This is a genomic window from Streptomyces viridochromogenes (genome assembly GCF_001270495.1).
Taxonomy (GTDB): domain Bacteria; phylum Actinomycetota; class Actinomycetes; order Streptomycetales; family Streptomycetaceae; genus Streptomyces; species Streptomyces viridochromogenes_A.
In genome coordinates, this window is record NZ_LGUR01000240.1 from 38522 (window position 1) to 54854 (window position 16333).

Sequence of the window (16333 nt, forward strand, 5' to 3'; positions counted from 1 at the left end):
GCGTGATCAGCCACCTCGACAAGCCCACGCTGGCCTACCGCGACGACCCGGGATCCATTCCGGGCCGGCGGCTGCGCGTCTTCCAGGACGACGCCGTCCGGTTCTTCGGCCAGCCCGGTCGCCGTTGTGGTGGCGACCACGCTGGAGGCCGCGCAGCACGCCGCCGACCTGGTCGAGGCTCCTACGACGTCGAGCAGCCGTCGACCGACCTTACCCGCAGCCCGGCCGTGGACGGGCCCGCGGACGTCCGGCTGGATGACCTACCGGCTCTCGCGCAACCCCCCCCGGGCGCGGCCGTCAGCGCCGGGTGAGGGTGGACGGCGCCCCGGCGGACTGGTCACCTTCGACGCTCAGGTCCAGGGTGTCTCGGCCGGTCATCGTGACGACGTAGATACTGCCGTTGGGGCAGCCGACCTCGGCCCCCTGATCGGTGGGGTGGCTGCTGATCGCCTTGAGGACCATCGACGCCTCGCGTATCTCCTGCAGTCGCAGGGTCTCGGTGCATCCCAGCTCACGCTTGGTGTTCACTTCGGTCACGCTGCTGACCTGCTTGCCCACCAGCTCACCTCGTTGTGCCGGGTGGAGAGTCAAAGTGACGGTGAACCGGTTGGTGCGGGGCTCAGTGAAGCCGTCAGCAGTGGGATCGCCCGGCCCGGTGCCGACCCATGTACCTGCCCAGGCATCGGGAAGCGATGTGGCAGTGGATGACGGCGAAGGCGTCCCGTCGGAGGCGTCAGCGTCGGAGAAATGCCGCACGAGGAACGTGCCCGTCACGGCCATCAAGGCCGCGGCCGTGGTCCCGGCGACCGCCCTGCCGGTGCGGCCGGACACCCTCCGTCGCACGGCGCCGACAGTCGGCAGGACGGCGGTCTTTGCGTCGGCGGAAGGGGGGCCGTCCTCGGGCTCACGTGACACAGCCGCCACGGACGGTGGTTGCACTGTTGGGGAGATCAACGCGTGCGCCTCGTCCTCCCGCGCGGAGAGATCCTTCTCCAGCGCCTCGGGCAGCACCTGCGGCCAGGTACCGCACCGGCCGCCCAAACGTTCCAGCAGCACGCTGACGGTGCCGGGCGTGGCCCGCTGCTCGGGGTCCTTGGTCAGACAGGACCGCAGGAGCGGGACCAGGGCTGCCGGAACGCCGTCGAGGTTCGGCTCCTGATGCACGATGCGGTAGAGCAGCACCGCGGGCGAGAACTCGTCGTTCGGGTTGGAAAACGGGCCCCGTCCGGTCGCCGCGTACGCCAGTACCGCAGCCAGCGAGAAGACATCACCCGGTGCACCGGATTCCCCGGCACTCACCTGCTCCGGCGCCAGATAGCCGGGAGTCCCGATCACACCGCCGATCCTCGTGTGACGCGAGTCCTCCCCCGCGCGCGCGATCCCGAAATCGATGAGCAGAGGACTACGGCGGCCCAACAGCACATTGGACGGCTTGACATCCCGGTGGGCCAGCCCCGCCCCGTGTACCGCTGCCAACGCCCCGAAAAGCTCGACCGCCAGTGCCAGGACGCACTGCTCGGACAGCGGGCCGTACTGCCGCACCCACTCCGCCAGGGTCGGCGCTGCCACGTACTCGGTGGCGAGCCACTGCGGCCGCTGCCCCATCGGGCTGTAGTCCACCACCGCAGGCGTCCAGGGCGAGCGCACCCGGTCGCTGTTGCGGATTTCCCGCGCGAACCGCTCCTCGAACCCCGGCTCCCGTCCGAACTCGGCACGCACGGTCTTGAGCGCCAGCGGACGCCCCGACACCGTCCGGGACAGATACACCCGCCCCATTCCACCCTCACCGAGCCGTGCCAGCAGTGGATAACCACCGACAGCCTCCGGATCCGACCGGTCCAGCAACTCCACGCCCCGCCGCCCTCTCAGATTTGCACTGCCGACCAGGTTCAGCTCCCGGACCAGCACAATCAAGCGCCGCATCCGTAGCATCGGCACCAAGCATCACCTGTCACACCCGCCATACACCATTCTCAGCCACAACGCCCGGCAGCCCGTCACCGGCCGAGAGGGCACGTGGGCGGTCGGGAGGGTAGGCCCTCGGCACCGTTCCGGGTAGGCGGTCTTCCAGCGGATGTGCCGGAAGCCACGGCGGACGCGGGCAGGGGCGAGTCCGCGCGGGAATTGGCCTTCAGTCCGGCGTGAGGGTGACGGGCACGATCCATGCCTTTCCGCTCGGGCTGTGCAGCTGATGTCGGAGGAGGGGTACGCCGTGGTCACGATCCGCAAGGCCACCGCCCGCGCGGACGCCGATCCGGCGCTTGTCTCCTATTACGGCACCATCGGCGACCTGTTCTGGGCCCTTTGCAGGCGTGGGTGCGGAGGCGGACCCACGACGTCCGGAAGAGCTCCGGCCGGTGCGTGCCCTGGGGGGAACCGAGCAGTGGACCGCACGGCTCTGCGCTCACGATCGAGTTCATCGCTGCTCGCCGACCACAGACCTGCGGTGCCCGCGGGTCGCCCCTCGGCGAGGCCTCCTCACCCGCCGCGCTGACCGTCCTGATCAGCGGATCCGGTTGAGTCGGAACACCTGATCGGTTCCGACGTACACCGTCGGGCCGGTCTCATGCCGTGCGTCCCGGACGCTGGACGAACCGGCGAAGGCCAACTGGCGATCGCCTCCAGCGCCGCGGAGGTCAACGGCGGGCGTCTGGAGCTCGACACCCGCCGGGCGAGGGCTGCACCTTCCGCCTGCTCCTGCCCGCAGCCGACTCCGGTCAGGAACCCCGCTGATTTGACGTCCCTGGCCGGCGCAGTCCGCCCGACGCATCCTGTGGAGCGGATGGCAGACTCCCGTGCCTTGGACATTCCCGAGGAGAGCTCCTGCAGAGCGATCACTTCGATGCCGGGCTTGTTCCGCAGACACTGTGTCCCGCGCAGGTCGTGTCTCGTTCCGGCGGAACCATGTCGAGTGGTGTGTCTCCGTGATCCAGCAGACGGTGTCGCGTTGAGACTCGATTGTCGAGCCGTAAGCCTGTCCCTTTCCCGCGCGGGTCTGACCGATGTAGCGCAGCGGCTGGTCATGGTCGAGGAGTGGCATGGTCGTGCTATCACCTGATCGGGTATGTCTCGCAGCGGGTCGGTGAACGGCCAGATGCCCGGAGGCGGACGGGAATTCCTGCACGGACCGCATGTTTTCGCCTCTCCAGGAGAGCTACTTCGTCTTCGCGTATGCCCTGCGAGGGTCACGAAGCGACCTATTCTTCGCGCGATGAACCATTCAGCTCATGTCGCTGCGCCCTTTCCTCCCGTCGCTGTCATCGGCGCTGGCCCCAACGGCCTGGCAACAGCAGCGATGTTGCGCCGTGCGGCCGTGCCCGTGACGGTGTTGGAACGCGCCGAGCGTGTGGGGGCGAGCTGGGCAGGCCGCTACGACCATCTGCAGTTACACACGACCCGCAGGTCTTCTCACCTGCCCGGGCTGCGTCTGCCCCGGCAGTGCGGGGCGTGGGTGGGGCGCGACGATTTCCTGCGCTACTTGGAGCACTACCGCGCCCATCACGGACTCGACGTGCGTCTGAACACCACGGTGGACCTCATCGAACCCCACGATGGCGGTCGGAACGCCCCGTGGCGGGTCCACACCTCGGACGGCACGCTCACGGCGTGTGCCGTGGTGGTGGCCACGGGGCGGTGCCATACGCCGTACGTGCCGCCATGGCCCGGCCGTGAGGGGTTCTCGGGGGCGCTGCTGCACGCCGCCGATTACCGCAATCCTGTTCCCTATCAGGGACGCACGGTGCTGGTGGTGGGTGCGGGGAACAGCGGCACCGAGATCGCGGCTGTACTGAGCGAGCACGGCGCGCGCCGGGTGTGGCTCTCGCTGCGGACGCCGCCGAACATCCTGCCGCGCAGCTTCAGCCGCGGGCAGGTGGCCGGGCGGCTGACGGAATTCCTGCCCATGGCGTGGCGTGACCGCTCGTCCTTGCTGACGCAGCGCTGTGCTGTACCGGATCTGACGTCCTTTGGCGTTCCCCTCCCTCGCACCGGCGCGTACAGCCGGAACGAGGCCGAGGGGGTCAACCCGGTACTGGACCACGGATTCGTCGCGGCCGTACGGTCGGGCCGGGTGCGGCCGGTCGCCGCAGTCGAGGGCTTCGAGGAGGCGCACGTCGTCCTGGCCGACGGCACCCGGCTGAGCCCCGACGTCGTGATCGCCGCCACCGGCTACCGCCCCCGTCTGGAGAGCCTGCTCGCCGTTCCCTCCGTCCTCGACGACGCTGGGTACCCTGTCGTGCGCGGGCCTCGAACGTGCGCAACAGCGCCCCATCTCTACTTCACCGGTTTCACCAATCCGTTGAGCGGAGCGCTGTATCAGGCCGGCGTCGAGGCGCGGGGGATCGCCCGCGCTGTGGCCCGGGGGGCCGCCTACGGTTCGGTTCCCTCGCCCCGCCGCCCGGAGCGCACGCCCGGACGGAAGACGGACGAGAGCACCCACCGGTGACGGCGATCCACCGGACGGCACCATGGCGGGGAGCCGGCGGGTGAAGGAGCGAACTCGCCGCGCATCCCGGGGCACGGACGGCGCCGCGGCCGCGAACGTGACCGGTCAACGCCCACGCGTCACCCCGCCCCGCAGGGCTCAGGAGTCCGCCGAGAGGACCGGTGATTCGGCCGGACTGCGCGGACGTGCGGGCCGGCCTGATGGGTGGCGTGGGGTTCTGCTGCGGCGATGGCGCGCGGTCCTCCTGTGTGCCTGTGCGTTCACCGTGGCTTCGGCCTGTCTGGCGTACTCCGTCGACGATCACATGTCGACCGCGGGGTTCCTGTCTCCCACGGCGGAATCCGTGCGGGCGGACAGGGCGGCGGAGGCGCATTTCCGTCTCGGTGCGCCGGATCTCGTCCTGCTTGCCCGCGCACGGCAGCCGGTGGACCGGGCGGGACCGGCTGCCGCCGGACGGGAGCTGACCAGGCGTGTCGCCGCCGATCCCGCCGTCGTGCGGGTGCGCTCGTACTGGGCGGCCCCAGCGTCAGCGGGAGCGACGGCGCTGCGCTCGAAGGACGGGCGTACCGGCCTGCTGCTTGTACGGCTCAGGGGCGGGTCCGACGAGAAGCCACGGGCTGCTGAGCGGCTGATGGACCATGAAGTGGGCCGGCACGGAGGTTTGGAGGTGTCGGCCACAGGAGAGGCTGCCGCGCGGGTTGAGATGGCCCGGCAGGTGGACCGGGACCGCGCACGCGGCGAACTGCTGGCGTTCCCGGTCGTCGCAGTGCTGCTCCTGGTGGTCTTTCGTTCGGTCATCGCCGCCCTGCTTCCAGTGGTCGTGGGAGCCGTGGCGGTGCTGGCCACTTTGGCGGCCATGCGAGTCCTGTCCGCGTTCACCGAGGTGTCCGTGTACGCGGTGACGGTGAACACCGGGCTGGGGTTCGCGCTGGCGGTGGACTACAGCCTGTTCATGGTGAGCCGATTCCGCGAAGAACGGGCCGGGGGCGCGGGCCGGGACGAGGCGCTGTGCACGACATGGGCGACGGCCGGGAAAGTGGTCGTCTTGTCTGCGGCGAGCGTTGGCCTGTCGTTGTCCGCCCTGCTCGCGTTTCCCCACCGCGTGCTGCAGTCCATCGCCTGGGGTGGGATCACGGTGGTGGTCTTGGCCGCGACGGCGGCGCTGACCGTGCTGCCCGCCCTGCTGTGCGCAGTGGAGCGACGACTGGAGTTCGGCGCTGTCTTCGCGTCGTACCGGCGTGGGCGAGGCATCCGCCGCGGGGAGGCCCGACGGGGCGGCGGCACCGGGAGCCCCCTGGCCGACCTGGGCGGGTGGGGCAGGGTCGCCCTCTGGGCCGCACACCGGCCCGTGCCGGTGGCCCTGGCCGTGTCCACCGGATTGGTGCTGCTGGCAGCGCCTTTTACACAGGTCCGGTTCGACCTGCAGGATGCGCGGGCGCTTCCTCCGGCCTCTGCGGTGGTACAGGCGCAGCACAGGCTGGAGGACGAGTTCGGCACCGTCGCCTGGTCCTCGGCGATGACGGTGGTGCTGCCCCGGTTCGCAGCGGACGAGCGTGCCGGGGAGCTTGACGGTTACGCCCGCCGTCTGTCCCGCGTGTCCGGGGTCCGTACCGTGCAGGCCGCGACGGGTAGGTACGCGGCCGGGCAGCGAACCGACGCCCCCGTCCCAGCGCGGCATCCAACAGCGCCGGACGCCGCGTGGTTGTCCGTCACCGCGCAGGGCGAGCCTCTGGACCCCGCACAGGCGGGACTTGCCGACCGGTTGCGAGCTGTCCCCCCACCCGCGCAGTCCACCGTCCTGCTCGGCGGGCCGGGAGCCCGCCTGAGCGACGTCCAGCAGCCCCTGCTCGAACGTCTCCCCTGGGCGCTGGGCATCGTCACGGCTGCCGGGCTGCTTGTCGTACTCCTGCTGACCCGCCGCCCGGTGCTGGCCGTCAAAGCACTGGTCATGAACGTGTTGAGCCTGAGCGCCTCCTTCGGAGCACTGGTGTTCGTCTTCCAGGAGGGCCACGGAGCGGGGCTGCTGGGGCAGTTCACAGTGACCGGGACAACGGATATCACCGTGCCCGTCGTGCTCTTCTGCATCACGTTCGGACTGTCCATGGACTACGAACTGCTGCTGCTGTCGCGGATCCTCGAGGAGCACCGCCGCACCGGAAGCACGACGGTCGCGGTCGCACGCGGCCTGGACGCCTCCGCGCACTTGTTCACCTGGGCCGCTCTCATTTTCGCGGCCGTCCTTGCCACCACGGCCACCGCCGGTCTCGCCACCGTGAAGGTCGTGTGCGTCGGTGCGGCACTCGCCGTGCTCCTGGACGCGACCGTGGTGCGTGGCCTGCTGGTGCCGGCGGTGATGCGTCTGGCTGGGCGGGCCAACTGGTGGTGCCCGCGCATCCTGACGAGGGACCAGGAGCGCAACCAGTGACGAGCGGCAAGCCTGCCCGCCCGGCCGACATCGAGGACCTGGTCGTATCCAACCGAGCCGGCAAGGCGCCCGTCCTCGGCCATGCCTCCGCCTCACCGGAGGAACTCGCCGCGGTTCAGGCCAAGTCGGATGTTGCCGAGGCGACCGCACCCCCGGCGACAGCAGCCTGGAACCGCTCGCCGAGCGCACCGCCCGCTCCCACCAGGCCCTCCGGCCGCAGCGGAGCGGATGCGGCGGTCCGCGGGGGAGTGTCAGCGTGTGGGGTCGAGAAGGATCTTGCGGACGCCGTCGGAGCGGCCGGCGAACAGTTCGTACGCCGCGGGGCCGGCCTTCGGAGAGGGCGAAGTGGTGGGAGACCACGACCTCGGGCTTGATCCGGCCGGCGCGGGTGAGGGCGATCAGGGGAGGGAGTTCGTAGTGCACCGAGCACAGTCCGATGGCGAACTCCAGTTCCTTGATCTGCGCCAGTCCCATGTGGAAGGGGAACGCCTTGTTCTGGCTGACCCCGATGACACTGACCCGGCCGGCCTGTCGGACGGCCTTGAGGGCGAGTTCGATGGTGGTGTCCGAGCCCACGGCCTCCACCACGGCGTCCGGCCCGCGTCCGCCGGTCATCTCCCGTATGGCCGCCCGCACGTCCTCGCCCTCGACCGGCTCGACACCCAGGGCGGCGGCGAAGGTGCGGCGCTCCGCGACCAGGTCCGCGCCCAGCACCCGCGCGGCGCCCATCGCGAAGGCGGACTGGGCGGCCATGAGGCCGACCGGGCCGAGGCCGATGACCAGGACGGTCTCGCCGGGCTGGATGCGGGCGCGGCGGCAGCCGTACCAGGCCGTGGGGGCGTTGTCCGTCAGCACGATGGCGGCCTCGTCGGAGATGCCCTCGGGCAGGCGCACCAGATTGACGTCGGCGTGGGGCACCGCCAGGGCCTGGGCCTGGCTGCCCGGGAGCTGGGGGCTCACTCCGTAGCAGAGCTCCGTGCTGGACTTGGCGCGCTCGCACCGGGCGGTGAACCCGGACGCGCACGACCGGCACTGCGCACAGCCGACGGAGGCGGGCACCAGAACACGGTCGCCGGGTTTGAAGCGGGTGACCTGGCCGCCGGTTTCGACGACCACGCCGACGCATTCGTGTCCCGGTGTGTAGCCGAGTTCCGGGCTGAACGGGTTGCCGCCGTAGATGTGCAGGTCGCTGCCGCAGATGCCGGCCGCGGTCACCCGCACCACCGCGTCGGTGGGGCTGGTGACGGCCGGGTCGGGGACCTCCCCGTAGCGGATGTCGTGACGGCCGTGGTAGGTCAGTGCCTTCATCGGATCTCTTCCTCCCTTTGCCCCTCCTCCCTTCGGCCCGGTCAGTCCGCGATCTTCAGCACGAGCTTGCCGTGGTTGTCACCACGGAACAGCCGCATCAGGGTTTCGGGGAAGTCCGCGACCGAGCCGGACACCACGTGTTCCAGGGACTTCAGCCGGCCCTCCGCCCGCCACGTGGCCATCTGCGCGATGCCCTCCGCGTACCGTTCGGCGTAGTCGAACACCACGATGCCCGTCATGGAAGCGCGGTTCACCAGAAGCGACAGGTAGTTGGCGGGGCCTTGCGGCTTGGTGCTGTTGTACTGGGAGATCGCGCCGCAGACGACCACGCGGGCACCGCGCGCCAGGCGCAGCAGCACGGCGTCCAGAATGTCGCCGCCGACGTTGTCGAAGTACACGTCGACGCCGTCGGGGGCGTGCTCGCGCAGCGCCTTGCGGACGTCCTCGGTCTGGTAGTCGATCGCGGCGTCGAACCCGAACTCGTCCACCACCAGCCGGCACTTGGCCTCGCCGCCGGCGATTCCGATGACCCGGCAGCCCAGGATCCTGGCGATCTGCCCGACGACGCTGCCGACGGCCCCGGCCGCTCCGGAGACCACGACGGTCTGCCCGGGCTCGGGACGCCCGACCTCGATCAGGCCGAAGTAGGCCGTCAGGCCCGACATGCCGAGCGTGCCGAGATACGTCGGCAAGGGGGCCGCCGCCGGGTCGACCTTGGTCACGTCGCGCCCGTCCGACACGCAGTACTCCTGCACGCCGAACGAGCCCGACACATGGTCGCCGACCGCGAATCCCGAGTGCCGGGAGGCGATCACCCGTCCCACCGCGCCGGCCCGCATCACCTCGCCGAGCTCCACCGGGCGGATGTAGGACCGGCCCGCGTTCATCCAGCCGCGCATCGCCGGGTCGATCGACAGACAGAGCACCTGCACCAGGAATTCCCCGTCGCCCGGCTGCCCCGCCTGCTCCTCGACATGCTCCCAGTCGGTGGGCCGCGGCTCTCCCACGGGACGTGCGGCCAGGCGCACCTGGTGGTTGGTTCTGCTCATCTCCGGCGGCTCCTTCGCGTGACATACCAGCTGGTCGGTATGGTGAGTGAGCGTACGGGTGGTGTGTCGTTCAGGACAAGGGGGAGCTCGGTCCGGGGTACGGCCCACGGCGCGGCTCAGCCCAGGCCGGCGAGGCCGGCGGCCGCGGTGCGGATGATCGCGGCGGCCCCGCCCCCTCGTACCCTGTTCCCGTGCCGCCCACCCGACTGCACCGTGTCGCCGTCCTGGTCCTCGAAGGTGCCAAACCGCTCGATGTCGGCATCCCGGCACAGGTGTTCACGACGCGCGCGAGCATGCCGTACGAGGTACGGGTGTGCGGCGCGGCGCCCGGGCCGGTGACCGGCGGGGACGGTCTGGCGTACCACGTCGCCGACGGCCTCGACGCGCTCGTCTGGGCCGACATCGTCTTCGTACCCGGCTACCGGTTCCCGGACCGCGAGGACCCACCGCGTGCCGTCGTCGACGCGCTGATCGCCGCCCACGACCGGGGCGCACGTCTCGCCGCCATCTCGACGGGCGCCTTCGCGCTCGCCGCCACGGGCCTCCTCGACGGCAAGCGCGCCACCACGCACTGGCACTACACGCGGGCGCTCGCCGAGAGGCACCCCCTCGTCCGGGTCGACGAGAACGTCCTGTTCGTCGACGAGGGCAGCGTGCTGACGTCGGCCGGCGCCGCCTCGGGCATCGACCTGTGTCTGCACATCCTGCGCGGTGACCTCGGCGTGGCCGCCTCCAACCACGCGGCCCGGCGCCTGGTCGCGGCCCCCTACCGCAGCGGTGGCCAGGCGCAGTACGTACCACGCAGCGTGCCCGAGCCGCTCGGCGAACGGTTCGCCGCCACCCGGGAGTGGGCCCTGCACCGGCTCGACGAGCCGCTCAGCCTGGAAGCCCTTGCCCAGCACGCGGCAGTCTCGCCACGCACCTTCTCGCGGCGCTTCGCCGAGGACACCGGATACACGCCGATGCAGTGGGTCATGCGTGCCCGGATCGACCTGGCCCGCGAGTTGCTCGAACGGTCGCAGCGGAGCGTCGAGCAGATCGCGGGCGACGTGGGCCTGGGCACCGGCGCGAATCTGCGCATGCACTTCCAGCGCATCCTCGGCACCACCCCGAGCGAGTACCGCCGCACCTTCACCCGCGGCGAGTAGCCGGCCGTCCGAGCCGTGGCGCGATCCTTGCGAACCATGGCGCTCTCGCCACGGCCAGGCCCGGATCCCGCACGGGAGGCTGGTGGTGACGAACCGTAGGGACACCAAGACACACCAAGAGGCATTCATGACTCGCATCGCCATCAACGGATTCGGCCGCATCGGGCGCAACGTGCTGCGCGTCCTGCTCGAACGTGACAGCGACCTCGAGATCGTCGCCGTCAACGACCTCACCGAGCCCACCGCCCTCGCCCGGCTCCTCGCCTTCGACTCCACGGCCGGCCGGCTCGGCCGTCCGGTGACGGTGGACGGCGACGCCCTCGTCGTCGACGGCCGCCGTATCACGGTGCTCGCCGAGCGTGAGCCGGCGCGGCTGCCGTGGGCCGAACTCGGCGTCGACGTCGTACTGGAGTCGACCGGCCGCTTCACCTCCGCCAAGGCCGCCCGCGCGCACCTCGACGCGGGTGCCAGGAAGGTCCTGGTCAGCGCGCCGTCCGACGGCGCGGACGTCACGCTTGCCTACGGGGTCAACACCGACGCCTACGACCCGGCCCTGCACACGATCGTCTCGAACGCCTCCTGCACGACCAACGCGCTCGCACCGCTGGCCGCCGTCCTCGACGAACTCGCCGGTATCGAGCACGGATTCATGACCACGGTGCACGCCTACACACAGGAGCAGAACCTCCAGGACGGCCCGCACCGCGACGCCCGCCGGGCCCGTGCCGCCGGGGTCAACATCGTGCCGACCACGACGGGTGCCGCCAAGGCGATCGGCCTCGTGCTGCCGGGCCTCGACGGCAAGCTGTCGGGCGACTCCATCCGCGTACCGGTTCCGGTGGGCTCGATCGTGGAGCTCAACACCACCGTCGCGCGGGACGTCACCCGCGAGGACGTACTGACGGCCTACCGCACCGCGGCGGAGGGTCCGCTGGCCGGCGTCCTCGAGTACTCCGACGACCCCCTGGTCTCGTCCGACATCACTGGCAACCCCGCCTCGTCGATCTTCGACTCGGCCCTCACCCGGGTCGACGGCCGTCACATCAAGGTGGTCGCCTGGTACGACAACGAGTGGGGCTTCTCCCACCGTGTGATCGACACGCTGGAACTGCTCGCGAACGGCTGACCGGCGCCGGGCCCTCTCTCAACCGTCCTCGCCGCACGGCTTGGCCGACCTCGTGATCAACATGTGATCATGGGGTCGGCAGGCCACCACGACCCCGGTCAAGGAGAGCGCGATGGGAATGTACGAGGACGTCTTCCGGGCCAGCCTCGAAGACCCGGAGAGCTTCTGGCTGCGGGCGGCGGAAGGCATCGACTGGGAGGTGGCCCCGTCCCGTGCCCTGGACTCCTCGGACGCACCCTTCCACCGCTGGTTCCCCGACGGCCGGCTCAACGTCTGCTTCAACGCCGTGGACCGGCATGTCGAAGCCGGCCGGGGCGAACAGCTCGCGCTCGTCTACGACTCCCCGGTGACCGGCACCCGGCGCGGCTACACCTACGCCCGGCTGAGGGACGAGGTGGCGGCCTTCGCCGGGGCGCTCGCCGGGCTCGGTGTGGGGCGCGGCGACCGGGTGGTCATCTACCTGCCGATGGTCCCCGAGGCCGCCATCGCGATGCTGGCCTGCGCACGCCTCGGCGCCGTCCACTCGGTCGTCTTCGGCGGGTTCGCCCCACCCGAACTCGCGCTCCGCATCGACGACGCCACCCCGAAGGTGATCGTCTCCGCCTCCTGCGGCATCGAGGGCAAGCGCGTCATCCCGTACAAGCCGCTGCTGGACCGTGCGATCGAACTCGCCGGGCACAAGCCGCAGAAGCGGGTCATCCTGCAACGACCGCAGGAGCGGGCCGAGTTGGGGCCGGACGATCTCGACTGGGCCGACCTGGTCGCCGACGCGCCGTCGGCCGCCTGTGTGCCCGTGACCGCGACCGACCCCCTCTACATCCTCTACACGTCCGGAACGACCGGAAAACCCAAGGGAGTTGTCCGCGACTGCGGCGGCTGTGCCGTGGCTCTGCACTGGTCGATGGGCGCCGTGTACGACATCGGCCCGGGCGAGACGATGTTCACCGGGTCAGATGTCGGCTGGGTCGTCGGGCACTCGTACATCGTGTACGGGCCGCTGCTGGCCGGTGCCACGACCGTGCTGTACGAGGGCAAGCCGGTCGGCACCCCGGATGCCGGCCAGTTCTGGCGGGTCGCCGCCGAGCACGGCGTCAAGACCATGTTCACGGCGCCCACCGCCTTCCGCGCCATCAGGAAGGAGGACCCGAAGGGCGTCCTCACCGCGGACTACGACCTTTCCCGCTTGCGCTATCTCTTCCTCGCCGGTGAGCGTCTCGACCCCGAGACCTACCACTGGGCGAGCGCCCTCCTGGACATCCCGGTGATCGACCACTGGTGGCAGACGGAGACCGGCTGGCCGATCGTCGCCAACCCGGTCGGCATCGAGGCCGCCCCCGTCAAACCCGGCTCGCCCACCCTTCCGCTGCCGGGCTGGGACGTCCGCGTCCTCGACCCCTCGGGGCGGCCCGTGCCGACCGGCGTCGACGGCGCGATCGTCGTGAAGCTCCCGCTGCCGCCCGGTTCGCTGCCCACCCTCTGGAACGACGACGCCCGCTTCGTCGCCTCCTACCTCTCCGCCTACGACGGCTACTACCTCACCGGCGACAGCGGGCACATCGACGAGGACGGCTACGTGTACGTCATGGGCCGTACCGACGACGTCATCAACGTCGCCGGGCACCGGCTGTCCACCGGCAGCATGGAAGAAGCCCTGGCCGCTCACCCCGATGTCGCCGAGTGCGCCGTGATCGGGGTCGCGGACGCCCTCAAGGGACAGGTCCCACGCGGCTTCGTCGTGCTGAAGGCGGGCACCGCCCGCGACCCGGGGGAGGTCGAGGCCGAACTGGTCCGGCTCGTGCGCGAGCGCATCGGCGCCGTCGCCTCCCTCAAGGAGGTCGCCGTCGTGGCCGCCCTGCCCAAGACGCGCTCGGGGAAGATCCTGCGCAAGACGATGCGCGCTATCGCCGACGGCCACGACGAACCCATCCCGTCCACGGTGGACGACCCGAGCGTCGTCGAGGCCCTGCGCCCGCTGCTCCGGCGCCCCGATCACACCGTCTGAGAGACGGTTCTCCTACGCCGGTCGAGGCTGGGCGTCATCGCCGGACGGCATGTCGCCCGGCAGGGCCTGTTCGGCCCAGATCACCTTGCCCTGCGGGGTGTACCGGGTGCCCCAGCGCTCAGCCAGCTGCGACACCAGGAACAGGCCCCGGCCTCCCTCGTCCGTCGTGGCGGCGTACCGCAGATGCGGTGAGGTGCTGCTGCCGTCGGCCACCTCGCAGATCAGCCTGCGGTCGCGGATCAGCCGTACGTGGATCGGCCCGGAGCCGTAGCGGATGGCGTTGGTGATGAGCTCGCTCAGGATGAGCTCCATGGTGAAGCCGAACTCCGACAGGCCCCACTCTTCGAGCCTTCGGGACACGGCGTCGCGCATACCCGCGACGGCGGCCGGGTCCGGTGGTACGTCCCAGTCGGCGATCCGGTCGGGCGGCAGTTCCCGCGTGCGGGCGACGAGCAGGGCGACGTCGTCCTTGGGACGCTCGGGGAGCAGGCTGTCCAGCACGTCCTTGCAGGTCTCCTCGGGCGGGCGGTCGGGGTGGCCGGTGAGCGCGGCGCGCAGCAGTTCCATTCCCACGTCGAGGTCGCGCCTGCGGTCCTCGATGAGGCCGTCGGTGTACAGGACGAGCTGGGTGCCCTCCGCGAGGCACAGCTCCACGGTCTGGAACGGCAAGCCGCCGAGGCCCAGGGGCGGACCGGCCGGCACGTCCGGGAAGGTGACGGTTCCGTCGGGCTGGACCAGGGCGGGCGCCAGATGCCCGGCACGCGCCATGACGTAGCGGCGCGTCACGGGGTCGTAGATCCCGTACAGGCAGGTGGCGCCCACGACGCCCGCCGCGCTCTCCGCCGCCTCGTGCTGGTCGATGCTCCCGACCAGGTCGTCCAGATGGCTCAGCAGCTCGTCGGGTGGCAGATCGAGGGCGGAGAAGTTGTGCACCGCGGTCCGCAGCCGTCCCATCGTGGCGGCGGCGTGCAGGCCGTGGCCGACCACGTCGCCGACGGCCACGGCCACCCGGCCCCCGGGCAGGGGAATCACGTCGAACCAGTCTCCGCCGACGCCCGACTGGGCGGGGAGGTAGCGGAAGGCGATGTCGAGGGCGTTCTGCTCGGGCATGGCCTGCGGCAGCAGGCTGCGCTGGAGGGTGACTGCCAGGGTGTGCTCGCGGGTGTAGCGGCGGGCGTTGTCGATGCTTGTCGCGGCCCGGGCCACCAGCTCCTCCGCCAGCGACAGGTCGTCCTCGTTGAAGCGCTCATGGTGTTGTGTGCGCCAGAAGTTGGCCATGCCCAGCACGACACCGCGGGCCCGGATGGGGGCGGTGATGAGGGAACGGATGCCGTAGTCGATGATCGCCTTGGCGCGCTCCGGGTCCTGCACGCGCCAGCCCGTGGCGGTCGGCAGATCGCTCACCAGCTGGGAGCGGCCGCTGCCGTAGCCGCGGGCCTGGGGTGTGGCGGGGAGGTAGTGGAAGAGCCGGCCCTGTGCGGAGAGCGGATGGTCCTCCCGGATGCCGGACACGGCCGCGCGTCGCATGTCCGTCGCCGTGGGGGCCGGCTCCTCGCCGTGCAGGACGGCGTCGGCCAGGTCCACGGTGACGAAGTCCGCGAAGCGGGGAATGGGGACGCGCGCCAGCTCGTCGGCGGTGCGCAGCACGTCCAGGGTGGTACCGATGCGGAGTCCGGCGTCGTACAGCAGTCTGAGCCGCTCCCGGGCCACCTCCGCCCTGCCGGTCAGAGCCTGTAGCTCGGTGGAGTCGCGCAGCGTCACCACCGTGCCCTTGGGGCCTCCCTCGCGATCCGTGGGCCGTTGGTTGACCGCGAGCAGCCGCTCGCCCGCGAGATGCACCTCGTCGGTGGCCTCGCGCCCGGAGGCGAGCAGCGCCGTCGTCTCGGGATCGAGGCCCGGCAGCTCGGTGACGAGCCGTCCCTCGACGTCCGGGGGCAGCTCCAGCAGTCGTCTGGCCTCGTCGTTCGCCAGTGCCAGCCGCCCGTCGGCGGCCACGATCAGCACGCCTTCCCGAACGGAGTGGAGCACCGTGTCGTGGTGCTCGTACATCACGGTCATCTCGTCCGGTGCCAGGCTGTGTGTCTGCCGCCGCAGCCGCCTGCCCACCAGCGCGGTCACACCGATGGACAACACGAGCGCTCCGGCACCGGCGCCCAGGATGATCGGTAGTTGCCGGGCCAGCTGGCTCTCGACGCTCTTGACCTTCATCCCGGCCGACACGAGGGCCACCACCTCGTCGTCGGCGTTCTCGATCGGGACCGTGGCCTGCACCTCGCGGCCGAGCGGGCCGTTGACGCTCTCCACGTAGACCTTCCCCGCCAGCGACGGACCGATCTCGCCCACGAACCGCTTTCCGATGCGGTCCGGCAGGGGGTGCGTGTACCGGATGCCCTCGGTGTCCATGACCACGATGAAGTCGACGCCGGCCGCCCGGCGGGCCGCCTCGGTGAGCGGCTGGAGAATCTTGCTCGGATCCGGGGCCCGCAACGCCGCCAGGACGCCCGGTGAGTGCGCGAAGGTCTCGGCCACGGCCGTGGAGCGGCGCCTGGCCTCGGCATTGGTGTCCCGCTCCGACTGGAGGATGAGAGCGAAGACGCCGCAGGCCACGAGCAGCACTACCAGAGCCACCTGGAAAACCAACACCTGACCGGCGACGCTCCGCGTGCTTCTGCTGATCAGACGCTTGACCGGTAGGTGTCGGAAACGGGCGAAACGACTCGCCATGCGACCCTTTCTAACACCGATGATCCCAAGCGGCCAGGGCCCGCCCGGTCGCCGTTCGGCCGAGCTCCACGTCTGTGCGGCCGTGCGTGCATGATTCTTGCCGTGCT

General features: G+C 70.9%; 9 protein-coding genes and 1 pseudogene. 6 read left to right on the forward strand and 4 right to left on the reverse strand.

Annotated features, from left to right (window positions below):
• The first annotated feature begins 2 nt into the window (after positions 1-2).
• Positions 3-311: a hypothetical protein gene (locus ADK36_RS47185; protein WP_425315486.1), complete on the forward strand. Its 309-nt coding sequence runs from the start codon at positions 3-5 to the stop codon at positions 309-311.
• On the opposite strand, the gene ADK36_RS37270 is transcribed toward ADK36_RS47185, so the two are convergent.
• The gene (locus ADK36_RS37270; RefSeq protein WP_159029226.1) at positions 298-1923 is read right to left on the reverse strand and encodes a serine/threonine-protein kinase; all 1626 of its coding nucleotides are present in this window, start codon (positions 1921-1923) and stop codon (positions 298-300) included. The two genes, ADK36_RS47185 and ADK36_RS37270, sit on opposite strands and share 14 nt — an antisense overlap.
• Before the next feature lie 1288 nt (positions 1924-3211).
• Here ADK36_RS37270 and ADK36_RS37275 point away from each other — a divergent pair.
• Both ADK36_RS37275 and ADK36_RS37280 read left to right on the forward strand, forming a co-directional pair.
• The gene (locus ADK36_RS37275) at positions 3212-4444 is read left to right on the forward strand and encodes a flavin-containing monooxygenase (protein WP_048583950.1); all 1233 of its coding nucleotides are present in this window, start codon (positions 3212-3214) and stop codon (positions 4442-4444) included.
• Between the two features lie 265 nt (positions 4445-4709).
• Positions 4710-6869, forward strand: a complete 2160-nt coding sequence (locus ADK36_RS37280; RefSeq protein WP_053200755.1) for an MMPL family transporter — start codon at positions 4710-4712, stop codon at positions 6867-6869.
• 501 nt (positions 6870-7370) lie between these two features.
• Here the strand turns inward: ADK36_RS37280 and ADK36_RS47190 are convergent.
• Together ADK36_RS47190 and ADK36_RS37290 are read right to left on the reverse strand one after the other, a co-directional pair.
• Positions 7371-8177, reverse strand: a pseudogene (locus ADK36_RS47190) (alcohol dehydrogenase catalytic domain-containing protein); the annotation flags it as partial.
• 41 nt (positions 8178-8218) lie between these two features.
• Positions 8219-9226 carry an NADP-dependent oxidoreductase gene (locus ADK36_RS37290; protein ID WP_199830332.1) on the reverse strand — a complete coding sequence of 336 codons (1008 nt, stop codon included), beginning with the start codon at positions 9224-9226 and terminating at the stop codon, positions 8219-8221.
• Positions 9227-9417: 191 nt separating this feature from the next.
• Here ADK36_RS37290 and ADK36_RS37295 point away from each other — a divergent pair, with 191 nt between their 5' ends.
• The 3 genes from ADK36_RS37295 to ADK36_RS37305 all read left to right on the forward strand — a co-directional run bounded on the left by ADK36_RS37295 (position 9418) and on the right by ADK36_RS37305 (position 13502).
• Positions 9418-10374: a GlxA family transcriptional regulator gene (locus ADK36_RS37295; protein WP_053200759.1), complete on the forward strand. Its 957-nt coding sequence runs from the start codon at positions 9418-9420 to the stop codon at positions 10372-10374.
• A gap of 127 nt (positions 10375-10501) precedes the next feature.
• Positions 10502-11500, forward strand: a complete 999-nt coding sequence (gap, locus tag ADK36_RS37300) for a type I glyceraldehyde-3-phosphate dehydrogenase (RefSeq protein ID WP_053200761.1) — start codon at positions 10502-10504, stop codon at positions 11498-11500.
• 112 nt (positions 11501-11612) lie between these two features.
• Positions 11613-13502 (forward strand): propionyl-CoA synthetase, encoded by a 1890-nt coding sequence (locus tag ADK36_RS37305; RefSeq protein WP_053200763.1) that lies wholly within the window; start codon positions 11613-11615, stop codon positions 13500-13502.
• Positions 13503-13514: 12 nt separating this feature from the next.
• On the opposite strand, the gene ADK36_RS37310 is transcribed toward ADK36_RS37305, so the two are convergent.
• Positions 13515-16226, reverse strand: a complete 2712-nt coding sequence (locus ADK36_RS37310; RefSeq protein WP_199830333.1) for a SpoIIE family protein phosphatase — start codon at positions 16224-16226, stop codon at positions 13515-13517.
• Between the last annotated feature and the right edge of the window lie 107 nt (positions 16227-16333).